General features: G+C 68.2%; 18 protein-coding genes, 3 pseudogenes and 1 riboswitch. Of the genes and pseudogenes, 19 read left to right on the forward strand and 2 right to left on the reverse strand.

Features of this window, described 5'->3' with window-relative positions:
* The 14 genes and pseudogenes from ruvX to fba form a co-directional block, all read left to right on the forward strand.
* Positions 1–254 (forward strand): Holliday junction resolvase RuvX (gene ruvX, locus SYNGFB01_RS06730; RefSeq protein WP_048017446.1); only part of this gene is annotated, 254 nt, incomplete at its 5' end.
* 19 nt (positions 255–273) lie between these two features.
* Entirely contained in the window at positions 274–849 is a 576-nt protein-coding gene (locus SYNGFB01_RS06735) for a DUF3727 domain-containing protein (protein WP_048017447.1), read from the forward strand.
* Entirely contained in the window at positions 849–1,358 is a 510-nt protein-coding gene (locus tag SYNGFB01_RS06740) for a YqeG family HAD IIIA-type phosphatase (RefSeq protein ID WP_048017448.1), read from the forward strand. The genes SYNGFB01_RS06735 and SYNGFB01_RS06740 overlap by 1 nt, the downstream gene beginning before the upstream one ends.
* Positions 1,358–2,446, forward strand: a complete 1,089-nt coding sequence (proB, locus tag SYNGFB01_RS06745; protein ID WP_048017449.1) for a glutamate 5-kinase — start codon at positions 1,358–1,360, stop codon at positions 2,444–2,446. The genes SYNGFB01_RS06740 and proB overlap by 1 nt, the downstream gene beginning before the upstream one ends.
* Positions 2,447–2,491: 45 nt before the next feature.
* Positions 2,492–3,524 (forward strand): annotated as a pseudogene (gene lpxD / locus SYNGFB01_RS06750) (UDP-3-O-(3-hydroxymyristoyl)glucosamine N-acyltransferase).
* Positions 3,525–3,606: 82 nt separating this feature from the next.
* A complete protein-coding gene (gene lpxD / locus SYNGFB01_RS06755; RefSeq protein ID WP_048017450.1) occupies positions 3,607–4,668 on the forward strand; it encodes a UDP-3-O-(3-hydroxymyristoyl)glucosamine N-acyltransferase in 1,062 nt (353 codons plus the stop codon).
* Between the two features lie 87 nt (positions 4,669–4,755).
* Positions 4,756–5,853: a 3-isopropylmalate dehydrogenase gene (gene leuB / locus SYNGFB01_RS06760; RefSeq protein ID WP_048017451.1), complete on the forward strand. Its 1,098-nt coding sequence runs from the start codon at positions 4,756–4,758 to the stop codon at positions 5,851–5,853.
* 87 nt (positions 5,854–5,940) lie between these two features.
* Positions 5,941–6,842, forward strand: a pseudogene (locus tag SYNGFB01_RS06765) (phosphoribulokinase).
* A 127-nt stretch (positions 6,843–6,969) separates the two neighbouring features.
* The gene (locus SYNGFB01_RS13185; protein ID WP_082325912.1) at positions 6,970–7,236 is read left to right on the forward strand and encodes a hypothetical protein; all 267 of its coding nucleotides are present in this window, start codon (positions 6,970–6,972) and stop codon (positions 7,234–7,236) included.
* Positions 7,233–8,108, forward strand: coding sequence for an A24 family peptidase (locus SYNGFB01_RS06775; protein WP_082325913.1), 876 nt, complete (start codon positions 7,233–7,235; stop codon positions 8,106–8,108). The genes SYNGFB01_RS13185 and SYNGFB01_RS06775 overlap by 4 nt, the downstream gene beginning before the upstream one ends.
* Positions 8,109–8,110: 2 nt before the next feature.
* Positions 8,111–8,986: an acetyl-CoA carboxylase, carboxyltransferase subunit beta gene (gene accD, locus SYNGFB01_RS06780; RefSeq protein WP_048017453.1), complete on the forward strand. Its 876-nt coding sequence runs from the start codon at positions 8,111–8,113 to the stop codon at positions 8,984–8,986.
* On the forward strand, positions 8,986–9,387 hold the full coding sequence (locus tag SYNGFB01_RS06785; protein WP_048017454.1) for a hypothetical protein: 402 nt from the start codon (positions 8,986–8,988) through the stop codon (positions 9,385–9,387). Before accD ends, SYNGFB01_RS06785 begins: the two co-directional genes overlap by 1 nt.
* A 27-nt stretch (positions 9,388–9,414) precedes the next feature.
* Entirely contained in the window at positions 9,415–10,515 is a 1,101-nt protein-coding gene (locus SYNGFB01_RS06790; RefSeq protein ID WP_048017455.1) for a Gfo/Idh/MocA family protein, read from the forward strand.
* A 73-nt stretch (positions 10,516–10,588) separates the two neighbouring features.
* Positions 10,589–10,666, forward strand: a riboswitch (Glutamine riboswitch).
* A gap of 314 nt (positions 10,667–10,980) precedes the next feature.
* On the forward strand, positions 10,981–12,054 hold the full coding sequence (gene fba, locus SYNGFB01_RS06795; RefSeq protein ID WP_048017456.1) for a class II fructose-bisphosphate aldolase: 1,074 nt from the start codon (positions 10,981–10,983) through the stop codon (positions 12,052–12,054).
* 84 nt (positions 12,055–12,138) lie between these two features.
* Here the strand turns inward: fba and SYNGFB01_RS06800 are convergent, their stop codons facing one another.
* Positions 12,139–14,988 (reverse strand): UPF0182 family protein, encoded by a 2,850-nt coding sequence (locus SYNGFB01_RS06800; RefSeq protein ID WP_082325914.1) that lies wholly within the window; start codon positions 14,986–14,988, stop codon positions 12,139–12,141.
* A 117-nt stretch (positions 14,989–15,105) separates the two neighbouring features.
* Here SYNGFB01_RS06800 and thrC (SYNGFB01_RS06805) point away from each other — a divergent pair.
* Positions 15,106–16,137 (forward strand): annotated as a pseudogene (gene thrC, locus SYNGFB01_RS06805) (threonine synthase); the annotation flags it as partial.
* A 49-nt stretch (positions 16,138–16,186) separates the two neighbouring features.
* Here the strand turns inward: thrC (SYNGFB01_RS06805) and SYNGFB01_RS14565 are convergent.
* Positions 16,187–16,438, reverse strand: coding sequence for a hypothetical protein (locus SYNGFB01_RS14565; RefSeq protein WP_235299970.1), 252 nt, complete (start codon positions 16,436–16,438; stop codon positions 16,187–16,189).
* 150 nt (positions 16,439–16,588) lie between these two features.
* Here SYNGFB01_RS14565 and thrC (SYNGFB01_RS06815) point away from each other — a divergent pair, with 150 nt between their 5' ends.
* From thrC (SYNGFB01_RS06815) to SYNGFB01_RS15365, 4 genes are all read left to right on the forward strand, one after another.
* Positions 16,589–17,884: a threonine synthase gene (gene thrC / locus SYNGFB01_RS06815; protein ID WP_048017458.1), complete on the forward strand. Its 1,296-nt coding sequence runs from the start codon at positions 16,589–16,591 to the stop codon at positions 17,882–17,884.
* A 59-nt stretch (positions 17,885–17,943) separates the two neighbouring features.
* Entirely contained in the window at positions 17,944–18,219 is a 276-nt protein-coding gene (locus SYNGFB01_RS06820; protein ID WP_048017459.1) for a MoaD/ThiS family protein, read from the forward strand.
* Positions 18,220–18,352: 133 nt separating this feature from the next.
* Complete coding sequence (locus SYNGFB01_RS15360) at positions 18,353–18,826, forward strand: hypothetical protein (protein ID WP_235299972.1); 474 nt, start codon at positions 18,353–18,355, stop codon at positions 18,824–18,826.
* Complete coding sequence (locus SYNGFB01_RS15365) at positions 18,823–19,068, forward strand: hypothetical protein (protein ID WP_235299973.1); 246 nt, start codon at positions 18,823–18,825, stop codon at positions 19,066–19,068. The genes SYNGFB01_RS15360 and SYNGFB01_RS15365 overlap by 4 nt, the downstream gene beginning before the upstream one ends.
* Positions 19,069–19,219 lie beyond the last annotated feature (151 nt).

Consider the following 19,219-nt stretch of genomic DNA (forward strand, 5'->3'; position numbering starts at 1 on the left):
CCCCCCAGGCCCGCCATTGCCGGCGCTATTGGCTGCAGCTGGCCGCCGCCACCGGCCTGCCGCTGGCCTGGGTGAATGAGCACAGCAGCAGCTGGGCGGCGGCCGAGCGCCACGGGCTGCACGGTGACCGCTCCGGCAGCCTGGACAGCGCGGCCGCTGCGCTGCTTCTCGAGCAGTGGCTGCTGGAGGGGCCCGAACCGGTGGTCGCGGCGGCCATCGACGGCTGCCAGCCGGCCGGCTGTGATCCATCCTGAAGGCATTCGAACAGCAGCGATGCCCTCCTCCGGTTCCTCTCCGACGGATCCAGCCGACACCTCCAACGATGTGCCCACCGTGGTGGTGCGCGACGGGCAGGGCCGCCAGCTGCTGTGTTTCCTCGAGCAGCTGATCCCCCTCGACGGCCGCGATTACGCCCTGCTCACGCCGGTTGACACGCCTGTCTGTCTGGTGCGGATCGCCCAGGACGAGGCCGAGGAGGATGAGGTGATCGAGGAGCTCGATGGCGCCGAGCAGATCCTCTCGGTGGCCGAGGTGGTGCTCCAGGAGCACGATCTGACCCTGGTGCGCTCGGCGGTCACCCTCACCGTGAGCGGGGAGCTCGAGGAGCCCGACCCCGAGGAGCTCGACGAGGAGCTGGAGGGAGAGGACGACGACGACAGCGACCTCTACGAGATGCTGATCCAGTTCCGGGCCGAGGGACAGGAGTACGGGCTGTACATCCCGCTCGACCCCTTCTTCGTGGTGGCCCGCATGGAGGGCTCGGAGGCCAGGCTGGTGGAAGGCGAGGAGTTCGAGCGGGTGCAGCCGCGCATCGAGGCCGAATTGGAGGAGCGGGAGGCAGCCGGCTGATGCTGCGGGAGCTGCTCAGGCCCGACTGGCTGCTGGACCGCACCCTGGCGGAGCTGCCGCTGCAGGATCTGCTCGATCAGGACATCCGGGCCCTGGTGCTCGACGTGGACCGCACGCTGCTTCCCCGCCGCCAGGCGGAGCTGCCGCAGAGCGCCCTGCTCTGGCTGCGGGCGGCCCGGTCCCGGATGCCGATCCACCTGCTCAGCAACAATCCGTCCCGCCAGCGCATCGGCGCCGTGGCCAGGCAGCTGCAGCTGCCCTTCACCACCTCCGCCGGCAAACCGCGGCGGGCGGCCCTGCGACGGGTGCTCGGCCAGCTGGCGATGGAGCCCCAGCAGGTGGCCCTGATCGGCGATCGCCTGTTCACCGATGTGATCGCAGGGAATCGACTGGGGCTGTTCACCGTGCTGGTGAAACCGATCGATCCCCAGGGTCGACCCTGCCAGCGCGACCGTCTCCAGAAGCTGGAACTGCGCCTGGCCCACTGGCTGGGAGCCAGCCTGGGCTGATGGCGCAACCGCAACGGCCCACACGTCGCGTGGTGAAGGTGGGCACCAGCCTGCTGCGCGGCAGCCCGGAGCGGCCGACTGCCGCGGTGGTGGCCGACCTTGCCGCCAGCCTCAACCGTGCCTGTCGCGGCGGCGACGCCATCGCCCTGGTCACCAGCGGCGCGGTGGGGCTGGGCTGCTCGGCGCTGCAGATGGCCGCCAGGCCCAGTGAGGTCGTGGCCCTGCAGGCGGCCGCCGCCGTGGGCCAGGGCCGCCTGATGGCCCTCTACCAGGACGCCTTCGCCGTGCGCGGCCTGGCGGTGGCCCAGGTGCTCCTCACCCGCGGCGATCTGGCCTCCCGCCGCCGCTACCAGAACGCCTGCCGCACCCTCGAGCAACTGTTGGCCTGGGGAGTGGTGCCGATCGTGAACGAGAACGACACCCTGGCCACCGATGAGCTGCGCTTCGGCGACAACGACACGCTCTCGGCCCTGGTGGCCGTGGCGATCGGCGCCGATGAATTGATCCTGCTCACCGATGTGGATCGCCTCTATTCCGGTGANCCCCGCACCGACAGCCAGGCCCATCCGATCGAGGAGGTGCGGGATCTCGGCGAACTGGAGCGCCTCAGCGGCGTGGCCGGCGGCGGGGGGCGCTGGGGCACCGGCGGCATGACCACCAAGCTCACGGCGGCGCGCATCGCCACCTCCAGCGGCATCCGCGTGCTCCTGGCCGATGGCCGCAACCCGGCGGTGCTCGACGGACTGCTGCGAGGTGAACGGCTCGGGANCCTGNTTCAGCCCTCGGCCACCCCGCTCCCCGATCGCAAGCGCTGGCTCGCCCATGCCCTGCTGCCCAAGGGCACGGTGCAGGTGGATCAAGGCGCCGAACGGGCCCTGCTGCACCAGGGTGCCTCGCTGCTGGCGGTGGGAGTGGTGGCGGTTCAGGGCAGCTTCGGCCCGCGAGAGGCGGTGCGTCTGGTGAGTGGCGAAGGACGCGAGCTGGGCCGGGGGATCAGTGCCGTGGGGAGCGACGAGCTGCGCCGCCTGATCGGGCGGGAGGGCGTGGAGGTCGTGCACCGCGACGAGCTGGCCATCACCGCTGGCTGATCGCCGGAAGCGCGCACCTACCATCCGTCCAGACGGACTGAATCGATGCGCCTCAGCCAGCTAGTCAGACAGCTGAGCCAGGTGACCGAGGCAACCCCATTCGATCTGGCCGACGATCCCACGATCCTCGGGGCTGAGTCTCTGGATCGTGCAGTGGAAGGGCAGCTCTGCTTCCTGGAGGAGGGGAACGCTCTCGCCAGGCTGCTGCCATCGAGCCGCGCGAGTGCGGTGCTGATCCCCGCGACGGGCGAGGAATCCGCTCTGCTGCGCCAGCAGGCCACCGACCGCGGCATGGCCTGGGTCGGGCTGCCGGATCCACGCCTGGGTTTTGCCGAAGCCCTGGATCTGCTCTATCCGCGTCCGACCGCACCGGCCGGCATCCACCCAACCGCCACGATCAGCCCGGACACCCCGATCGGGGAGGGGACCCACATCGGAGCCAACGTGGTGATCGGCAGCAACTGCAGGATCGGTGCTCGATGCGTCCTGCATCCGGGCGTGGTCGTGCTGGAGAACGTCACGATCGGGAATGACTGCGAAATCCACGCCAATGCGGTTCTGCACCCAGGCTGTCAGCTGGGTCAGCGCTGCGTGATTCATTCCACGGCAGTGATCGGCTCCGAGGGATTCGGATTTGTGCCCACCGCCGCTGGCTGGAGNAAAATGCCGCAGATCGGTGTTGTGGTGCTGGAAGATGATGTGGAGGTGGGCTGCGGCTCGACCATTGATCGACCCTGTGTGGGTGAAACGCGGATCGGCGCCGGAAGCAAGCTCGATAATCTCGTCCACGTGGGCCACGATGTGACCGTCGGCCGCCACTGCGCGATGGCGGCGCAGGTGGGCGTGGCGGGCGGCTCGCGGATCGGCNGACCATGTGATTCTTGCCGGCCAGGTCGGCGTGGCCAATCGAACCGTGATCGGGGACCGTGTCACCGCCACGTCCAAATCCGGGCTGCACGGCAGAATCGCAGCTGGTCTTGTGGTGAGTGGCTATCCCGCCATCCCCCATCGACTCTGGCTGCGTTGCGTCACGGCATTCAGCCGGCTTCCCGATCTCGTGAAGGCGGCCCGGCTGTAAAGCCGCCCGGCCATGCGGCACGGAGCCAGGCCGTGCACTGCAGGCCGGAACCTAGATTCGTCTCCAATCGGGTTCTGGGTCCATGCGGTTCAGTGAGTTGATTGCGACCCTGCCATCCATCGCTCACGACGCTTCAATGGATCTCGCTGGAGATCCCTGGATTGAATCGGCGGCGCCCATGCATGAAGCGGGGCAGGGTCAGATTTGCTTCTACGAAGCTGGATCCTGCGACAGGATTCTCAGCGGCACCTCTCCATCCGCCGTGATTCTGCCGCTCGGCAACGCCCACCTGAAATCATCGGCAACCACCCTTGGGATCGCCTGGATCGAGAGTGAGTATCCGAAGCTGAGCTTCGCTGAGCTTCTCGATGTTCTGCATCCTGAAGAANCCATCGAACCCGGTATTGACAGCTCAGCGCAGATCCATCCCACTGCTGTTCTGGGAGCGGATGTCTGGATCGGAGCTCTGGCGGTGATCGGGGCTCACTGCAGGATCGGTGATCGCTGCCGCATCCATGCGGGCGCCATTCTCCAGCATCATGTTTCGATCGCTTCGGATTGCGAGATTCATTCCGGCGTGGTTTTGCATCGCCGCACCGCGATCGGCCCGCACTGCGTGATTCAGGCCAATGNCGTGGTGGGTGCGGAGGGATTCGGATTTGTTCGCACACCGAACGGCCTGCGAAAGATGCCTCAGACAGGGCGCGTTGTGCTCGAAGATCATGTCGAGCTCGGTTGCAACACCTGCGTTGACAGACCGGCGATGGGAGAAACGAGGATCGGTCGTGGCACGAAAATCGATAATCTCGTGCAGATCGGCCATGGCGTTCAGATCGGCTGCGACTGCGCTCTTGCATCCCAGGTCGGCATCGCCGGCGCGGCTCAGCTCGGCAACAACGTGATCCTGGGCGGCCAGGTGGGGGTTGCCGACAAGATCAGCCTCGGCGACGGTGTCGTCGCCTATGCCAAGGCCGCCATCCCCGGCAATGTGCCTTCAGGCGAAGTCGTCTGTGGCGTTCCGGCGATTCCCGCCAGGCAGTTCGTGCGCAGCGCGGCCGTCTTCAAATCTCTCCCCGAGATGGCGCGCTCGTTGCGAAAGCTGGAGAAACAGCTCGCCGAGGAGCCGGACGNCTACAACCCCTGAGCAGACGACCGGATCGCCGCTCGAAGCGGCGTTTCGCCCCGAACTACCCTCGGCAGGCTCAGCGCTCGTCTCACCGCCAGCCCGCGCATGGAAGGCCCGCAATCCCCGCAGTACCGGATCACGCTGCTCTCCGGCGATGGCATCGGTCCTGAGATCACGGCCGTGGCCAGGCTGCTGCTGGAAGCGGTGGGCCGGCGCCATGGCTTCGGCCTCAGCTTCGACGAGCAGCCGATCGGCGGTGCCGCCATCGAGGCCACGGGCGAACCGCTTCCGGCCAGCACCCTGGACGCCTGCAAGGCGGCCGATGCGGTGCTGCTGGCGGCGATCGGATCGCCTCAATACGACACGCTGCCCCGCGACAAACGGCCGGAAACCGGCCTGCTGGGCCTGCGGGCCGGAATGGAGCTGTTCGCCAATCTCAGGCCGGTGAGGATCATGCCGGCCCTGATCGACGCCTCCACGCTCAAGCGGGAGGTGATCGAGGGGGTGGACCTGCTGGTGGTGCGCGAACTCACCGGTGGGGTCTACTTCGGCACCCCCAAGGGCCGCGTGGAGGCCGACGGCCGGACCCGGGCGTTCAACACGATGGCCTACAGCGATCACGAGATCGACCGCATCGCCAGGGTGGGCTTCGAGCTGGCGCATCAGCGCCGGGGGAGGCTCTGCAGCGTGGACAAGGCCAACGTGCTCGATGTGAGTCAGCTCTGGCGGGAGCGCGTCGAGGCGATCCACCTGGCCTCCTTCAGCGACGTGGCCCTCAGCCACATGTATGTCGACAATGCGGCCATGCAGCTGGTGCGGGATCCGCGCCAGTTCGACGTGATGCTGACCAGCAACCTGTTCGGCGACATCCTCAGCGACGAGGCCGCCATGCTGAGCGGCTCGATCGGCATGCTGCCCTCGGCCTCCCTGGGTGAGCAAGGCCCGGGGCTGTTCGAGCCGATCCATGGCTCCGCCCCCGACATCGCAGGCCAGGACAAGGCCAATCCGATGGCGATGGTGCTCAGCGCCGCCATGCTGCTGCGCATCGGCCTGAAGCAGGAGGCTGCCGCTGCCGATCTGGAGCGGGCGGTGGAACGGGTGCTGGCGGCCGGCTACCGCACCGGCGATCTGATGGCCCCTGGCTGCACGCTGCTGGGTTGCATGGCGATGGGCGACCGGCTGCTGGCAGCCGTGGAGAGCTGAGGGCCCCACCGGTAAAGGTCCACNGCAGCCAGCCGGCCCCCGGACCGGCGACCTGCCAAACTCAGCACCGTTTTCTCCCCTGCGCCGATGTCGAAGCGTCACCCGGTCGTTGCCGTCACCGGTTCCTCCGGCGCAGGAACCAGCACCGTCAAGCGCGCCTTCGAATACATCTTCACCCGTGAAGGCATCAAGCCTGCGGTGGTGGAGGGCGACAGCTACCACCGCTACGAGCGCGGGCCGATGAAGGAGGCCATGGCCGCAGCTGTGGCCAGAGGTGAGAACTTCTCCCACTTCGGCCCCGAAGCCAACCTCTTCGACAAGCTGGAGCAGCTGTTCCGGACCTACGGCGAGACCGGAACCGGTGAGAAGCGCTACTACCTCCACTCGGTGGAGGAGGCCGCCGACCACAACGCCCGACTGGGCACCAGCCTCGAGCCCGGCCAGTTCACCCCCTGGGAGCCGATCCCCACCGGCACCGATCTGCTCTTCTACGAGGGTCTGCACGGCGGCGTGAAGGGTGATGGCTATGACGTGGCCAGCCTCGTGGACCTGTTGATCGGCGTGGTGCCGATCACCAACCTCGAGTGGATTCAGAAGATCGCCCGCGACAACGCCGAGCGCGGCTATTCCGCCGAGGCCACCGTGGACACCATCCTGCGGCGCATGCCCGACTACATCAACACATCTGCCCGCAGTTCAGCCAGACCGACATCAACTTCCAGCGGGTGCCCACGGTGGACACCTCCAATCCCTTCATGATCCGGAACATCCCGACGCCGGATGAAAGCTTCGTGATCATCCACTTCCGCAAGGGGGCCCGCGAGAAGTGGGGGATCGACTTCCCCTACCTGCTCGACATGATCCACGATTCGTTCATGTCCAGCCCCACCTCGATCGTGGTGAACGGCGGCAAGATGGGTTTCGCGATGGAACTGATCCTGACCCCGATCATCCACCGCATGATCGAAGACAAGAAGAAACTGGGCTGATTGCAGCCACTGNCCCTACTCTGGGGACGCGATCGGATCAGGTGAAGCCATTTCCTTCGCCTCTCAGGCCCCACCCAGCACCGCGTCACCGGGCCCGGCCACACCGTCGTTCCGGATCGACNGCGCGGTGGGTTCTCCATCTCCGCTGCGCTTCGATCGGATCAACAGCCAGGTGGTCCTGCGACGTGCCCGGAACGTGCTGACCGCCTATCTGGAGCAGTGTCCCGGGGGTGCGGAGNNCTGCGGGGTGGTGCTCAGCGGCGCCGCCGGAGGACGCGTTGTCTTCGAGACACCGGTGCTGTTGCCCGAGGAGCAGTTCGTGCCCCTGGAGATGGTGCATGGCCGCCTCAGCCGGCAGCGGCCGGCACGTCTGCGCATGCCGCGTCTGCGATGACCGACGCGCTTCTGCTGCCGGCTGCCCTGCTGGGTGCCTGCGTGGGCAGCTTCATCAATGTGGTGGCCTGGCGTCTGCCACGGGAGGAGTCGCTGGTGATGCCGCCCAGCCATTGCACCCGCTGCGGCAGCCCGGTGCGCTGGTTCGACAACATCCCGGTGCTGGCCTGGCTTTGGCTGAGGGGTCGCTGCCGTGACTGCCAGGCCCCGATCGCGATCCGCTACCCCCTGGTGGAACTGCTCACCGCCGGCCTGTGGGTGGCCATGCTGCTGGCCAGGCCGGGAGGCCTCGGAGCCGAGCCAGCCCCTTGGCTGCTGATCCCGGCGGGCTGGATGCTGGTCAGCTGGCTGATGCCGCTGGTGCTCATCGATCTCGACCGCCTCTGGCTGCCGGAACCTCTCTGCCGCTTCGGCCTGCTCCTCGGGCTGCTGGTCACCGCGGTGATCGGTTTCCAGCAGGACGCCGAGCTCGGCCGGCATGTGCTGCTGCACCATCTGCTCGCGGCCGTCGCCGGCCTGCTGGGCTTCGAGGCCACCAGTGCCCTTGCCGCCCGACTGATCGGCAAACCCGCCCTGGGGCTGGGAGACGCCAAACTCGCAGCCCTGCTCGGTGCCTGGCTGGGCCTCGGCGGGCTGGGTGCCACCGTGATCCTGGCCGTGTTCGGCGGCGCCGTGGTGGGCGGTCTCGGCCGCCTCACCGGTCGGCTCGGCCGCCATCAGCCCTTCCCCTTCGGTCCCTTTCTGGCAGCGGGCGGCGTGGTGGTGTGGTGCACAGGGCCCGCGCCTGGCTGGCGTTGCTGCTGCCGGCGGGCTGAGGCCGGCACGGCTGCGCCGGTGGCGGGGTCTTTAATGGAACCGGTTCACTGCCGGTGACGATGTCGCTGTTCGACTGGTTTGCCGATCGCCGCAAGATGGCACCCCCGGTGCGCGGCGTCCAGGAGACCGAGGAGACCGATGGTCTCTGGAGCAAATGCCCCGACTGCGGTCTGGTGGTGTACCGCAAGGATCTGATCGCCAACGCCAGCGTGTGCAAGGGCTGCGGCTACCACCACCGCATCGACAGCGAGGAGCGGATCCGGCAGATCGCCGATCCCGGCAGCTTCGAGCCGCTTGATCAGGATCTCGCCCCCACCGACCCCCTGGCCTTCAAGGACCGGCGCAGCTACGCCGACCGCATCCGTGACTCCCAGCAGTCGACGGGACTCAAGGACGCCGTGGTCACGGGTCTGTGCCGCACCAGCGGTCTGCCGCTGGCCCTGGGCGTGATGGATTTCCGCTTCATGGGCGGCTCGATGGGGTCGGTGGTGGGTGAAAAGCTCACCCGTCTGATCGAGGAGGCCACGGCGCGCCGCTATCCAGTGCTGATCGTGTGCGCCTCCGGTGGTGCCCGCATGCAGGAAGGCATGCTCTCGCTGATGCAGATGGCCAAGATCTCCGGCGCACTGGAGCGTCACCGGCAGGCCGAACTGCTCTACATGCCGCTGCTCAGCCACCCCACCACCGGCGGGGTGACCGCCAGCTTCGCCATGCTCGGCGACCTGATCCTGGCCGAGCCGAAGGCCCTGATCGGCTTCGCGGGACGGCGCGTGATCGAGCAGACGCTGCGCGAGAAGCTCCCCGACGACTTCCAGACGGCCGAGTATCTGCGCGATCACGGCTTCGTGGACGTGATCGTGGATCGCACCCGGCTGAAGAGCACCCTGGCCAGCCTGCTGAGGCTGCACGGCTGCCGCGAGGCTGTCGCCGCCTGATGCGCCGCCTGATCCCGGCGCTGCTGAGCTGGGCCCTGATCCTGCTGGTGGGGCTCACGCCGCTCGCGCCGCCCGCCCTGGCCGCTTCGGTGGACTGGCGGGAGGTGCCCGCCACCGATGACGGACGGCAGTGGTGGGATGCCGGCAGTCTGCACCTCAGCCCCGGCGGCAACCTCTCCGTGCTCAGCCGCTTCCAGCCGGCCGGCGATGCCGGCAAGCCCCGCTCTCCGGACCTCTACGTGATGGAGGTCGACTGCAGCCAGAAGCTCTACCGCGACAGGTCCGTGAACGGCCTGCCCCGCTTCGGCGCCCAGTGGCAGGCCCCAGCCGGTGACGGTCTGATCGAGTCGGTGATCGAGGCGAGCTGTGCCGCCGGCTCGACGCTGCTCCAGGCTGCCTGACGCCCGGACCCCACCCCGCTGCCGACCATGGCCTCTGTTTCAGCTCCCCTGCGCGTGGCCATCGCCGGCCTCGGTTTCGGGGAGTCGGTGCACCTACCGGCCCTGCGCGCCTGCCCTCACACCACGCCGGTGGCCCTGTGGCATCCCCGCCCCGAGCGGCTGGTGCAGGCCTGCCGCCAGGCGGAGCTGCCCGGCCACAGCGACTTCGACGCCCTGCTCGACAATCCGGATGTGGAGGCCATCGTGATCGCCACGCCACCGGAACCCCGCTTCGAGCTGGCCCGGCGTGCCCTGCTGGCCGGCAAGCCGCTGATGCTCGAAAAACCCGTGGCGCTCTGCGCCGACCAGATCGAGGAGCTGCAGCGTCTGGCCATCCAGCGCGGCCTGGTCGTGGCGGTGGATTTCGAATACCGGGCCGTGCCGCTGTTCCAGCAGCTCAGGGAGCTGGTGGCGAGCGGGGTGCTGGGAGAGCTCGTGCTGGTCAAACTCGACTGGCTGATGGGCAGCCGGGCCGACGCCTCCCGCTCCTGGAGCTGGTACTCCCGGGTTGCGGCCGGCGGTGGCGTGCTCGGCGCCCTCGGAACCCATGCCTTCGACATGCTGCACTGGCTGGTGGGACCGAGCCGGGATGTCTCAGCCCTGCTGAGCACCAGCATTCCGGAGCGCCCCCTGCCGAACGGGGGCGGAGCGATGGCGGCGGTGGATGCCGAGGACATCGCCCTGGTGCAGCTGGAGCTGCAGCAGGGCGATGGGAGGGCCGTACCGGCCCAGGTCAATCTGGCCTCGGTGACCCGGCAGGGCCGGGGCTGCTGGCTGGAGCTCTACGGCCGTGCGGGCACAGCGGTGCTCGGCTCCGACAACCAGAGCGATTACGTGCACGGCTTCGGGTTGTGGCTCTCCCGCGGCGGGGAGCCCCTCAGACCGCTGCAGGCGGAACCCCGGCTCGCCTTCGCGCGCACCTGGGCTGACGGCCGGATCGCACCGGTGGAACGGCTGCATGGCTGGTGGGCTGCCGCCGTGCGGGAGGGCCGACCGATGCTGCCGGGGCTGGCGGAGGCGGTGCTCAGCCAGCGCTGCTGCGATGCGGCCCGGCTCACGGGGGCAGAACGCAAGGCGGCAGGGCGGTGATCCACCCCCGGGATCGSGGGCGCGGAGTATCACTGCAGACCATTCAGGACGGTAACAACCGCTACAGTTCAATCACGTTGACCGACGGGGCTCGCTCCGGAGGCGGAAGTAGGGATCAACCGGGTTCTCCCGTTCCCCGAAGCAACGCGCCATCCACACCCGCCGTTCTGAGCGGGCTCTACACGGAGGCACTTCCATGTCCATCACCACTGCCCGGCAGATGGCCCGTCAGGCCGACGAGGCCCGTCGCGCCGCCAAACAGAACGGCTTCACCGTTCAATCCCTGCGCAAGCAGCAGCTGATCGACTGATCATCCTGGGGCCCTCCCCAGGCGTTGCTTCGGCCCCGCCGGACTCCGGCGGGGCCTTTTTGGCTGACTGGCCGGCCCAGGAGGGCTGCAGGAGCCCGCGGGCACATCCCGTAGACTCGCCCCCATCCTCAACTCCCGCCTCCGCGAGGTTTCCCATGGCGCTCGTTCCGCTTCGGCTGCTGCTCGACCATGCCGCTGAGAACGGCTACGGCATCCCTGCCTTCAACGTGAACAACCTGGAGCAGGTGCAGTCGATCATGGAGGCGGCCCACGAAACCGACTCCCCGGTGATCCTGCAGGCCTCCCGCGGGGCGCGTCAGTACGCCGGCGAGAACTTCCTGCGCCACCTGATCCTGGCCGCCGTCGAGACCTATCCCGACATCCCGGTGGTGATGCACCAGGACCATGGCAACAGCCCCGCCACCTGCTTCGGCGCCATCACCAACGGCTTCACCTCCGTGATGATGGACGGCTCCCTGGANGCTGACGCCAAGACCCCCGCCTCCTACGAGTACAACGTGCGTGTCACCAAGGAAGTGGTGGACGTGGCCCACGCCGTGGGCGTGAGCGTGGAGGGTGAGCTGGGCTGCCTGGGATCCCTGGAGACCGGCATGGGCGAGGCCGAGGACGGCCACGGCTTCGAGGGCAAGCTCGACCACAGCCAGCTGCTCACCGACCCCGGCGAGGCGGCCGACTTCGTGGCCAAGACCAAGGTCGACGCCCTGGCCATCGCCATCGGCACCAGCCACGGCGCCTACAAGTTCACCCGCAAGCCCACCGGTGAGGTGCTGGCCATCAGCCGCATCGCCGAGATCCACAAGGCCATCCCCAACACCCACCTGGTGATGCACGGCTCCTCCTCGGTGCCCCAGGAGTGGCTGGACATGATCAACCAGTACGGCGGTGCCATCCCCGAGACCTACGGCGTGCCCGTGGAGGAGATCCAGGAAGGCATCCGCAACGGCGTGCGCAAGGTGAACATCGACACCGACAACCGCCTCGCCTTCACCGCCGCCGTGCGTGAGGCGGCCGCCAAGGATCCGGCCAACTTCGATCCCCGCCACTTCAACAAGCCCGCCCGGGCCTACATGAAGAAGGTCTGCCTGGATCGCTACCAGCAGTTCTGGTGCGCCGGCAACGCCAGCAAGATCAAGCAGCACGACATCAACTACTACGCCGTCAAGTACGCCAAGGGCGAACTGGACCCCAAGACGGCCGTCGCCGCCTGATCCGCTGCGGGATCATCCCAGCACCGAACGGCAGGGGGCTTCGGCCCCCTTTTTTATTGCCCCCTTCGCTGTGCATCCCTCTAGCTAGGCAGCCCGCTGCTGGAGGGGCAGGAGCGTCTCGGGCGCTGGGGCCGGCAGCGAGCGCCGGGTCTCCAGCAGCGCGTCGATCGAACGGGCCAGGGTGGATTCCATGGCGATGCGGGTGCCGTCACTCACCACCACCCGCGTCAGCGTGGGCAGCCCACCCTGGCGGGCCCGCAGGTAGACCGGCTCCACGTAGAGCAGGGCCTCGCCCACCGGCATCACCAGCAGATTGCCCTGCACCACCTCGGCGCCGGAGCGGTTCCAGAGCCCGAACTGCTGGCTGATCGCGGGGTTCTGGTTGATCAGCGCGGTGATCTGCTCGGGCCCCAGGATCGGCGTCTGGCTGGGGAAGCGCAGCAGCTCGAGCTCGCCGTAGGCGGATCCGTCGCTGCGGGCCGCCAGCCAGGCCACCAGGTTGGGACGGGCCAGGGGGGTGANGGGCTGCAGCAGCAGGAATTCCGGTGAGAGATCCGGGGCCAGCTGACCACTGATGTGATAAGGCTCCATCGACACCAGTTCGGCCCCGTAGATCTCCTTGGGGATCTGCCACACGTCGTCGCCGCTGTAGAACACGGCCGGGTCGGTCACGTGATAACGGAGCAGCTGGGCGGTCTGCAGTTCGAACTGCGGCACCGGATAGCGGATGTGCGCCTGCAGGGCCGCCGGCATGGCCTCCAGGGGCTGGAAGAGCTCGGGGAACAACCGGCGCCAGGCGGTGATGAGAGGATCGCTGGGTTCGGCCACGTACAAGGCCACCCGGCCGTCGTAGGCATCCACCACGGCCTTCACGGAGTTGCGCACGTAGCGCACGTCGGGACGGCCCGGCACCGGGGCGCTGTAGGGATAGGTGCTGCTGATCGTGACGCCGTCCACGATCCAGAACTGGTGCTGGCCGCGCCGGAACGGTCCGGCGTCGTCCCCCAGCCGCACGGACGCCAGATAGGGCTCGGCCTCGAAGGCGACGAACGGCACCAGCCGCCTGGCCCGCTCGCGGACCTCGCGACGCAACAGCAGTCGGGTGTCCGCTGTGAGGGCACCTTCCACCAGCAGCCGCGGCTCCCCCAGATAGAGGGCGGCCGCCAGCCGGGCCGCCGCGTTGCGCAGGGGCACACCGGCCATGCCGCGGTAGTGGGTGTAGACATTCATCTCACCCTCGGGGAAGTTGAATTCCCGCACCCGGGTGGGCGCCAGGGCATAGGGATTCGGCAGGGTGCCGAAGTAGAGGCTGGGGTCACCCACCGGGATTGCCGCCTCCACCTGGTCCCGGCTGATGCCGAGTTCAGGACTGCCGCTGATGCGGCTGTTGGCCCCGAGGTCGCTGATGAAGAACTCCGGCAGGCCGTCGGGGGTGCTGGTGTTCACCGGTGTGACGGTGAAGCCCTGGCCGTGGGTGAACACCAGATGGCGGTTGAGCCAGGTGCGCGCCGCTCTCTGCAAGCCGGAGATGTCCACCTCCCGGGCGGTGATGATCACCTGCTGCTGCTGGGGGGAGCCGTCGCCGGCGGCGATGGCGTAGCGGTCGACCGTGGGCTCCGAGAACCGGTAGAACACGCGCAGCTGCTGCAGCTGGCGGTTGGTGGCCAGCAGCGGTTTGCTGTCCCACAGGCGGATGTTGCGCATCGTCGCCTGGCTGCGCTCCAGGTCCTCCCGACTGAGGCGGGCGCTGGGGTTGACGTTGCGGATGTTGATGCGATCGAGCTGGAAGGCCGCCCGGGTGGCCGCGATCGAGCGCGCCAGGTAGGGGGTCTCGCGCTCCAGCTCGCGCGGGTTCACCACCATCAGCTGCAGAACCGGCAGCAGCAGGGACTCCAGCATCAGAACCAGCAGCAGCACCGCCCCACTGACCAGGACGGTGCGGCTGCGCCAGCCGCGCCGGGGCAGGGGCAGCAGCAGGAGCACTCCGGTGATCAGCGCCAGCACGGCGGCGGCGGTGCGCAGCGGCAGCGAAACATGCACATCGACCCAGCCCGCCCCGGGCACGCTGCCCTGGGTGTTGAGCAGCAGCTGATGACGGCCAAGCCAGAAACCGCCTGCCGCGGCCACGCCCAGAAGTCCGAAGGGTGCGCGCAGGGCCCGCAGCTGCGCCGTGCTGAATCCGGCGAAACGACCGTCGGTGAGCTGGGGAGGACGTGCCATCAACCCCCACAGCGCTGCGCCCAGATGGTGGATCCCCAGACTGAGCGCCAGGGTGAGGCCGAACGTGAGGGCCGGGAAACGGGCCAGGGCGAAACTCACGTCGGCCCCCAGGAGTGGTTCGCGCAGTCCGCTCTGGGGAGCGAACAGAGCCAGGGTCCAGAGCCCCCAGCTCCGGGCCAGCGCCACCGCGGCCGCCAGGCTGGCGAGAGCGGCCAGCGCCCGCGGCGTGCGCAGCGGTTGCCGCAGCAGGGCCAGCAGCAGCACGACCGCCAGCAGCACCCCGGGCTGCCAGGGGAATTCAGCCAGCGCCACCAGTCCATGCAGCCGGTGCTGGTCGAAGGGACTCAGCAGCAGCCGCTGGGCCAGCCGCAGCAGCAGCAGCAGCGGCAGGATCTGTAGCGCCGCCAGCGCCAGCAGCGCCAGCAGATAGGGAAACGGAGCCAGACAAAACCGTGATGGCTCACCGGTTGCCGCCACCGGCCGGCGCCACAGCCACACCAACCAGCGCTGCAAGCCTCCGCCCAGGGCCAGGCCCAGCGCCAGGCCCAGACCCTGCAGCGCCCAGCGGCGACCGAGCACCACCCCCCAGCCGAACTGCTCGAACCACTGCCACTCCACCCAGAGGCGGGCCAGCCACCACAGCCCACCGCCCAGGGCAACGACCACCATGGCGGCCAGCAACGGCCGAGGGAGGCGCTGCAGTTGCCGCCGCATCGGTGGCTCCATCTCCAGGGGACCTTAAGCAGGGCCACCGCGACGGGCAATAGCCGATGTCGCAGATCGGTGTTCTTTCGCGACCCTCTGCGGCGCTGTTAGCCTCCTGGGCGATTGATGGGGTCCCCCGTGACGGCCACCCTCTCCCGCTCCGCCCTCTCCGGACCCACCTTCACCGGCCTGCGCTGCAAGGAGTGTGGTGAGCCCTACGAGGCCGGCGCACGCCACGTCTGTGAAGACGTGTGCTTCGGCCCGCTGGAGGTGGTCTACGACTACGAGGCGATCAGGAGCCGGGTGAGCCGCGCCACCATCGAAGCCGGCCCGGCCTCGATGTGGCGCTACCGCGAATTCCTGCCGATCGAAGGCGACCCGATCGACGTGGGCACGGGCTTCACGCCGCTGCTGAGGGCCGACAACCTGGCCAGGCGCCTCGGCCTGAAGCAGCTCTACATCAAGAACGACGGCGTCAACATGCCGACGCTCTCGTTCAAGGACCGGGTGGTGAGCGTGGCCCTGACCCGCGCCCGCGAGCTGGGCTTCAAGACGGTGAGCTGCGCCTCCACCGGCAACCTGGCCAACTCCACCGCCGCAATCGCCGCCCATGCCGGCCTGGAGTGCTGCGTGTTCATTCCCAGCGATCTGGAGCTGGGCAAGGTGCTCGGCACCCTGATCTACAACCCCACCCTGATGGCGGTGAAGGGCAACTACGACCAGGTGAACCGCCTGTGCTCCGAAGTGGCCAACACCTATGGCTGGGGCTTCGTGAACATCAATCTGCGCCCCTACTACTCCGAAGGCTCGAAGACCCTCGGCTACGAGGTGATCGAGCAGCTGAGCTGGGAGTTGCCAGACCACATCGTGGCGCCCCTGGCCTCGGGCTCCCTGTTCACCAAGATCCGCAAGGGCTTCGACGAGTTCATCAAGTGCGGCCTGGTGGAGGAGAAGGCCGTGCGCTTCAGCGGCGCCCAGGCCGAGGGCTGCAGCCCGATCGCCCAGGCCTTCGCCGAGGGCCGTGACTTCATCACGCCCGTGAAGCCGAACACCATCGCCAAGTCGATCGCCATCGGCAACCCCGCCGACGGCCCCTACGCCATCGACATCGCCAACCGCACCGGCNCGCATGGCAGCCAGATGATCGATTCCAGCATCAAGACCCCGTCTCAACACAGCTCAGCCAAGCGATGAAAGGCTAACATTCTCATGGACATTCGTGCCGCAGAAATCGTCCAAGGTTATCAAGGATCAGATCGCCAATTTTGGCACGGATGCGCAAGTGTCCGAAGTGGGCAGCGTGCTGAGCGTCGGTGACGGCATCGCGCGCATCCACGGCCTCGACAACGTTCAGGCCGGCGACCCAGCCGAACTGCTCGAACCACTGCCACTCCACCCAGAGGCGGGCCAGCCACCACAGCCCACCGCCCAGGGCAACGACCACCATGGCGGCCAGCAACGGCCGAGGGAGGCGCTGCAGTTGCCGCCGCATCGGTGGCTCCATCTCCAGGGGACCTTAAGCAGGGCCACCGCGACGGGCAATAGCCGATGTCGCAGATCGGTGTTCTTTCGCGACCCTCTGCGGCGCTGTTAGCCTCCTGGGCGATTGATGGGGTCCCCCGTGACGGCCACCCTCTCCCGCTCCGCCCTCTCCGGACCCACCTTCACCGGCCTGCGCTGCAAGGAGTGTGGTGAGCCCTACGAGGCCGGCGCACGCCACGTCTGTGAAGACGTGTGCTTCGGCCCGCTGGAGGTGGTCTACGACTACGAGGCGATCAGGAGCCGGGTGAGCCGCGCCACCATCGAAGCCGGCCCGGCCTCGATGTGGCGCTACCGCGAATTCCTGCCGATCGAAGGCGACCCGATCGACGTGGGCACGGGCTTCACGCCGCTGCTGAGGGCCGACAACCTGGCCAGGCGCCTCGGCCTGAAGCAGCTCTACATCAAGAACGACGGCGTCAACATGCCGACGCTCTCGTTCAAGGACCGGGTGGTGAGCGTGGCCCTGACCCGCGCCCGCGAGCTGGGCTTCAAGACGGTGAGCTGCGCCTCCACCGGCAACCTGGCCAACTCCACCGCCGCAATCGCCGCCCATGCCGGCCTGGAGTGCTGCGTGTNCATTCCCAGCGATCTGGAGCTGGGCAAGGTGCTCGGCACCCTGATCTACAACCCCACCCTGATGGCGGTGAAGGGCAACTACGACCAGGTGAACCGCCTGTGCTCCGAAGTGGCCAACACCTATGGCTGGGGCTTCGTGAACATCAATCTGCGCCCCTACTACTCCGAAGGCTCGAAGACCCTCGGCTACGAGGTGATCGAGCAGCTGAGCTGGGAGTTGCCAGACCACATCGTGGCGCCCCTGGCCTCGGGCTCCCTGTTCACCAAGATCCGCAAGGGCTTCGACGAGTTCATCAAGTGCGGCCTGGTGGAGGAGAAGGCCGTGCGCTTCAGCGGCGCCCAGGCCGAGGGCTGCAGCCCGATCGCCCAGGCCTTCGCCGAGGGCCGTGACTTCATCACGCCCGTGAAGCCGAACACCATCGCCAAGTCGATCGCCATCGGCAACCCCGCCGACGGCCCCTACGCCATCGACATCGCCAACCGCACCGGCGGCAGCATCGCCGCGGTGAACGACACCGAGATCGTGGAGGGCATCAAGCTGCTGGCCGAATCCGAGGGCGTGTTCACCGAGACCGCCGGTGGCACCACCATCGCCGTGCTCAAGAAGCTGGTGGAGCAGGGCACGATCAACCCCGAGGAGCGCACCGTGGCCTACATCACCGGCAACGGCCTCAAGACCACCGAAGCCGTGGTGGATGCCATCGGTCAGCCCTACACGATCGAGGCCCAGCTCGACAGCTTCAATGCCGCCTGGCAGCAGGCCCAGGTCGCCCACCGGCACGGCTGATCCCGCGCCCGGTTCGCCAACGTCACCCCATCCGTTCAACATCGCCCCAGCGCAGCACCATGGCCGTTCAGGTTCTGATCCCCACCCCCCTGCAGAAATTCACCAACGACGAGGCGAGCGTGGAGCTCGAGGCCGGCAGCGTCGATGCGCTGATCGCAGCCCTCGACGGCCGCTATCCAGGCCTGAAGGGTCGGCTCTGCGATGAGGCCGGCAAGCTGCGCCGCTTCCTCAACGTCTACGTGAACAGCGAGGACATCCGCTTCCTCGACAACCAGGCCACCCCCCTCAAGGACGGCGACGAGGTGAGCATCGTGCCGGCCGTGGCCGGCGGCTGAAGCGCCCGGGGCTGCCCAGGCCAGAGCGTGGCTGATCGGCGTCACCACACCACGAGTCCGGCCTGTGCCTGCCAGCACCCAATCACCGGCCTGACCTTCATAAGGTCAGCCCCATCATCGTGTGGCTCGAGCCATGACCCGTACTCCAGAAGCCCCAGCCGCGGCCACCAGCAAGGCTCAGCTGTTCGATTACCGGCAGGCCGCCAACCCGATTCGCCACGGTCTGACGGAGCCGATCCCGGAGGGACGCTGGGGACCCGATCTCCATGCCCGCGGGCCGAGCGCGATCCTGCCCCTAGACCTCAGCCGGGAACTGGGCTGCCAGGGACCGGCCACGAGCCCGGCACTGAGTGCCAACTTCGTGCGGATTCTCGCCGGTGAATCGATCAGCGCCGGAGCCAATGCCACCAGTTCTCTCTTCTATGTCTGGAAGGGGGCCGGGAACTGCCGTCAGCCCGCCACGACCCTGAGCAGGGAATTCAGCCAGGACTGGCGCCAGGGAGATCTGTTCGTGCTGCCCGCCGGCAAGGCCGCCGAGCTCGATGCCGCCGAGGAGAGTGTTCTCTACTGGGTGCACGACGGCCCCTGCTCAGCCACCTGGGAGTGAGCGCCGATCGCCCCCGCTTCGAGGCGACCCATTACCCGGGTGAGTGGTTGCGCCGTGAACTGGCGGCCCTGGCGACGGATCCAACCAGTGCCCGCAGCAACCGCCTCAGCCTCCTGCTGGCCAATGCCGATCTGCCGGCCAGCCGCACCGTGACCCACACCCTCTGGGCGATGTATGGCCTCGTTCCGGCCGGCGCCGTGCAACCACCCCACCGGCATCAGTCGGTGGCCTGGATCTGGTGATCGACTGCGCCCCGGGCTGCGCGACCCTCTCAGGCACCGAGCTTAACCCGGGCAGCTTCAGCCCCAGGGGGCGGCGGTCGGTGATGCCGCTTCGCCGAGCTCGTCCTCGGGCAGATCCCAGCCGAGGTCGCGGTGGAATTCCCGGTAGGCG

Origin of the sequence: Synechococcus sp. GFB01, assembly GCF_001039265.1 — a bacterium.
GTDB lineage: Bacteria > Cyanobacteriota > Cyanobacteriia > PCC-6307 > Cyanobiaceae > NIES-981.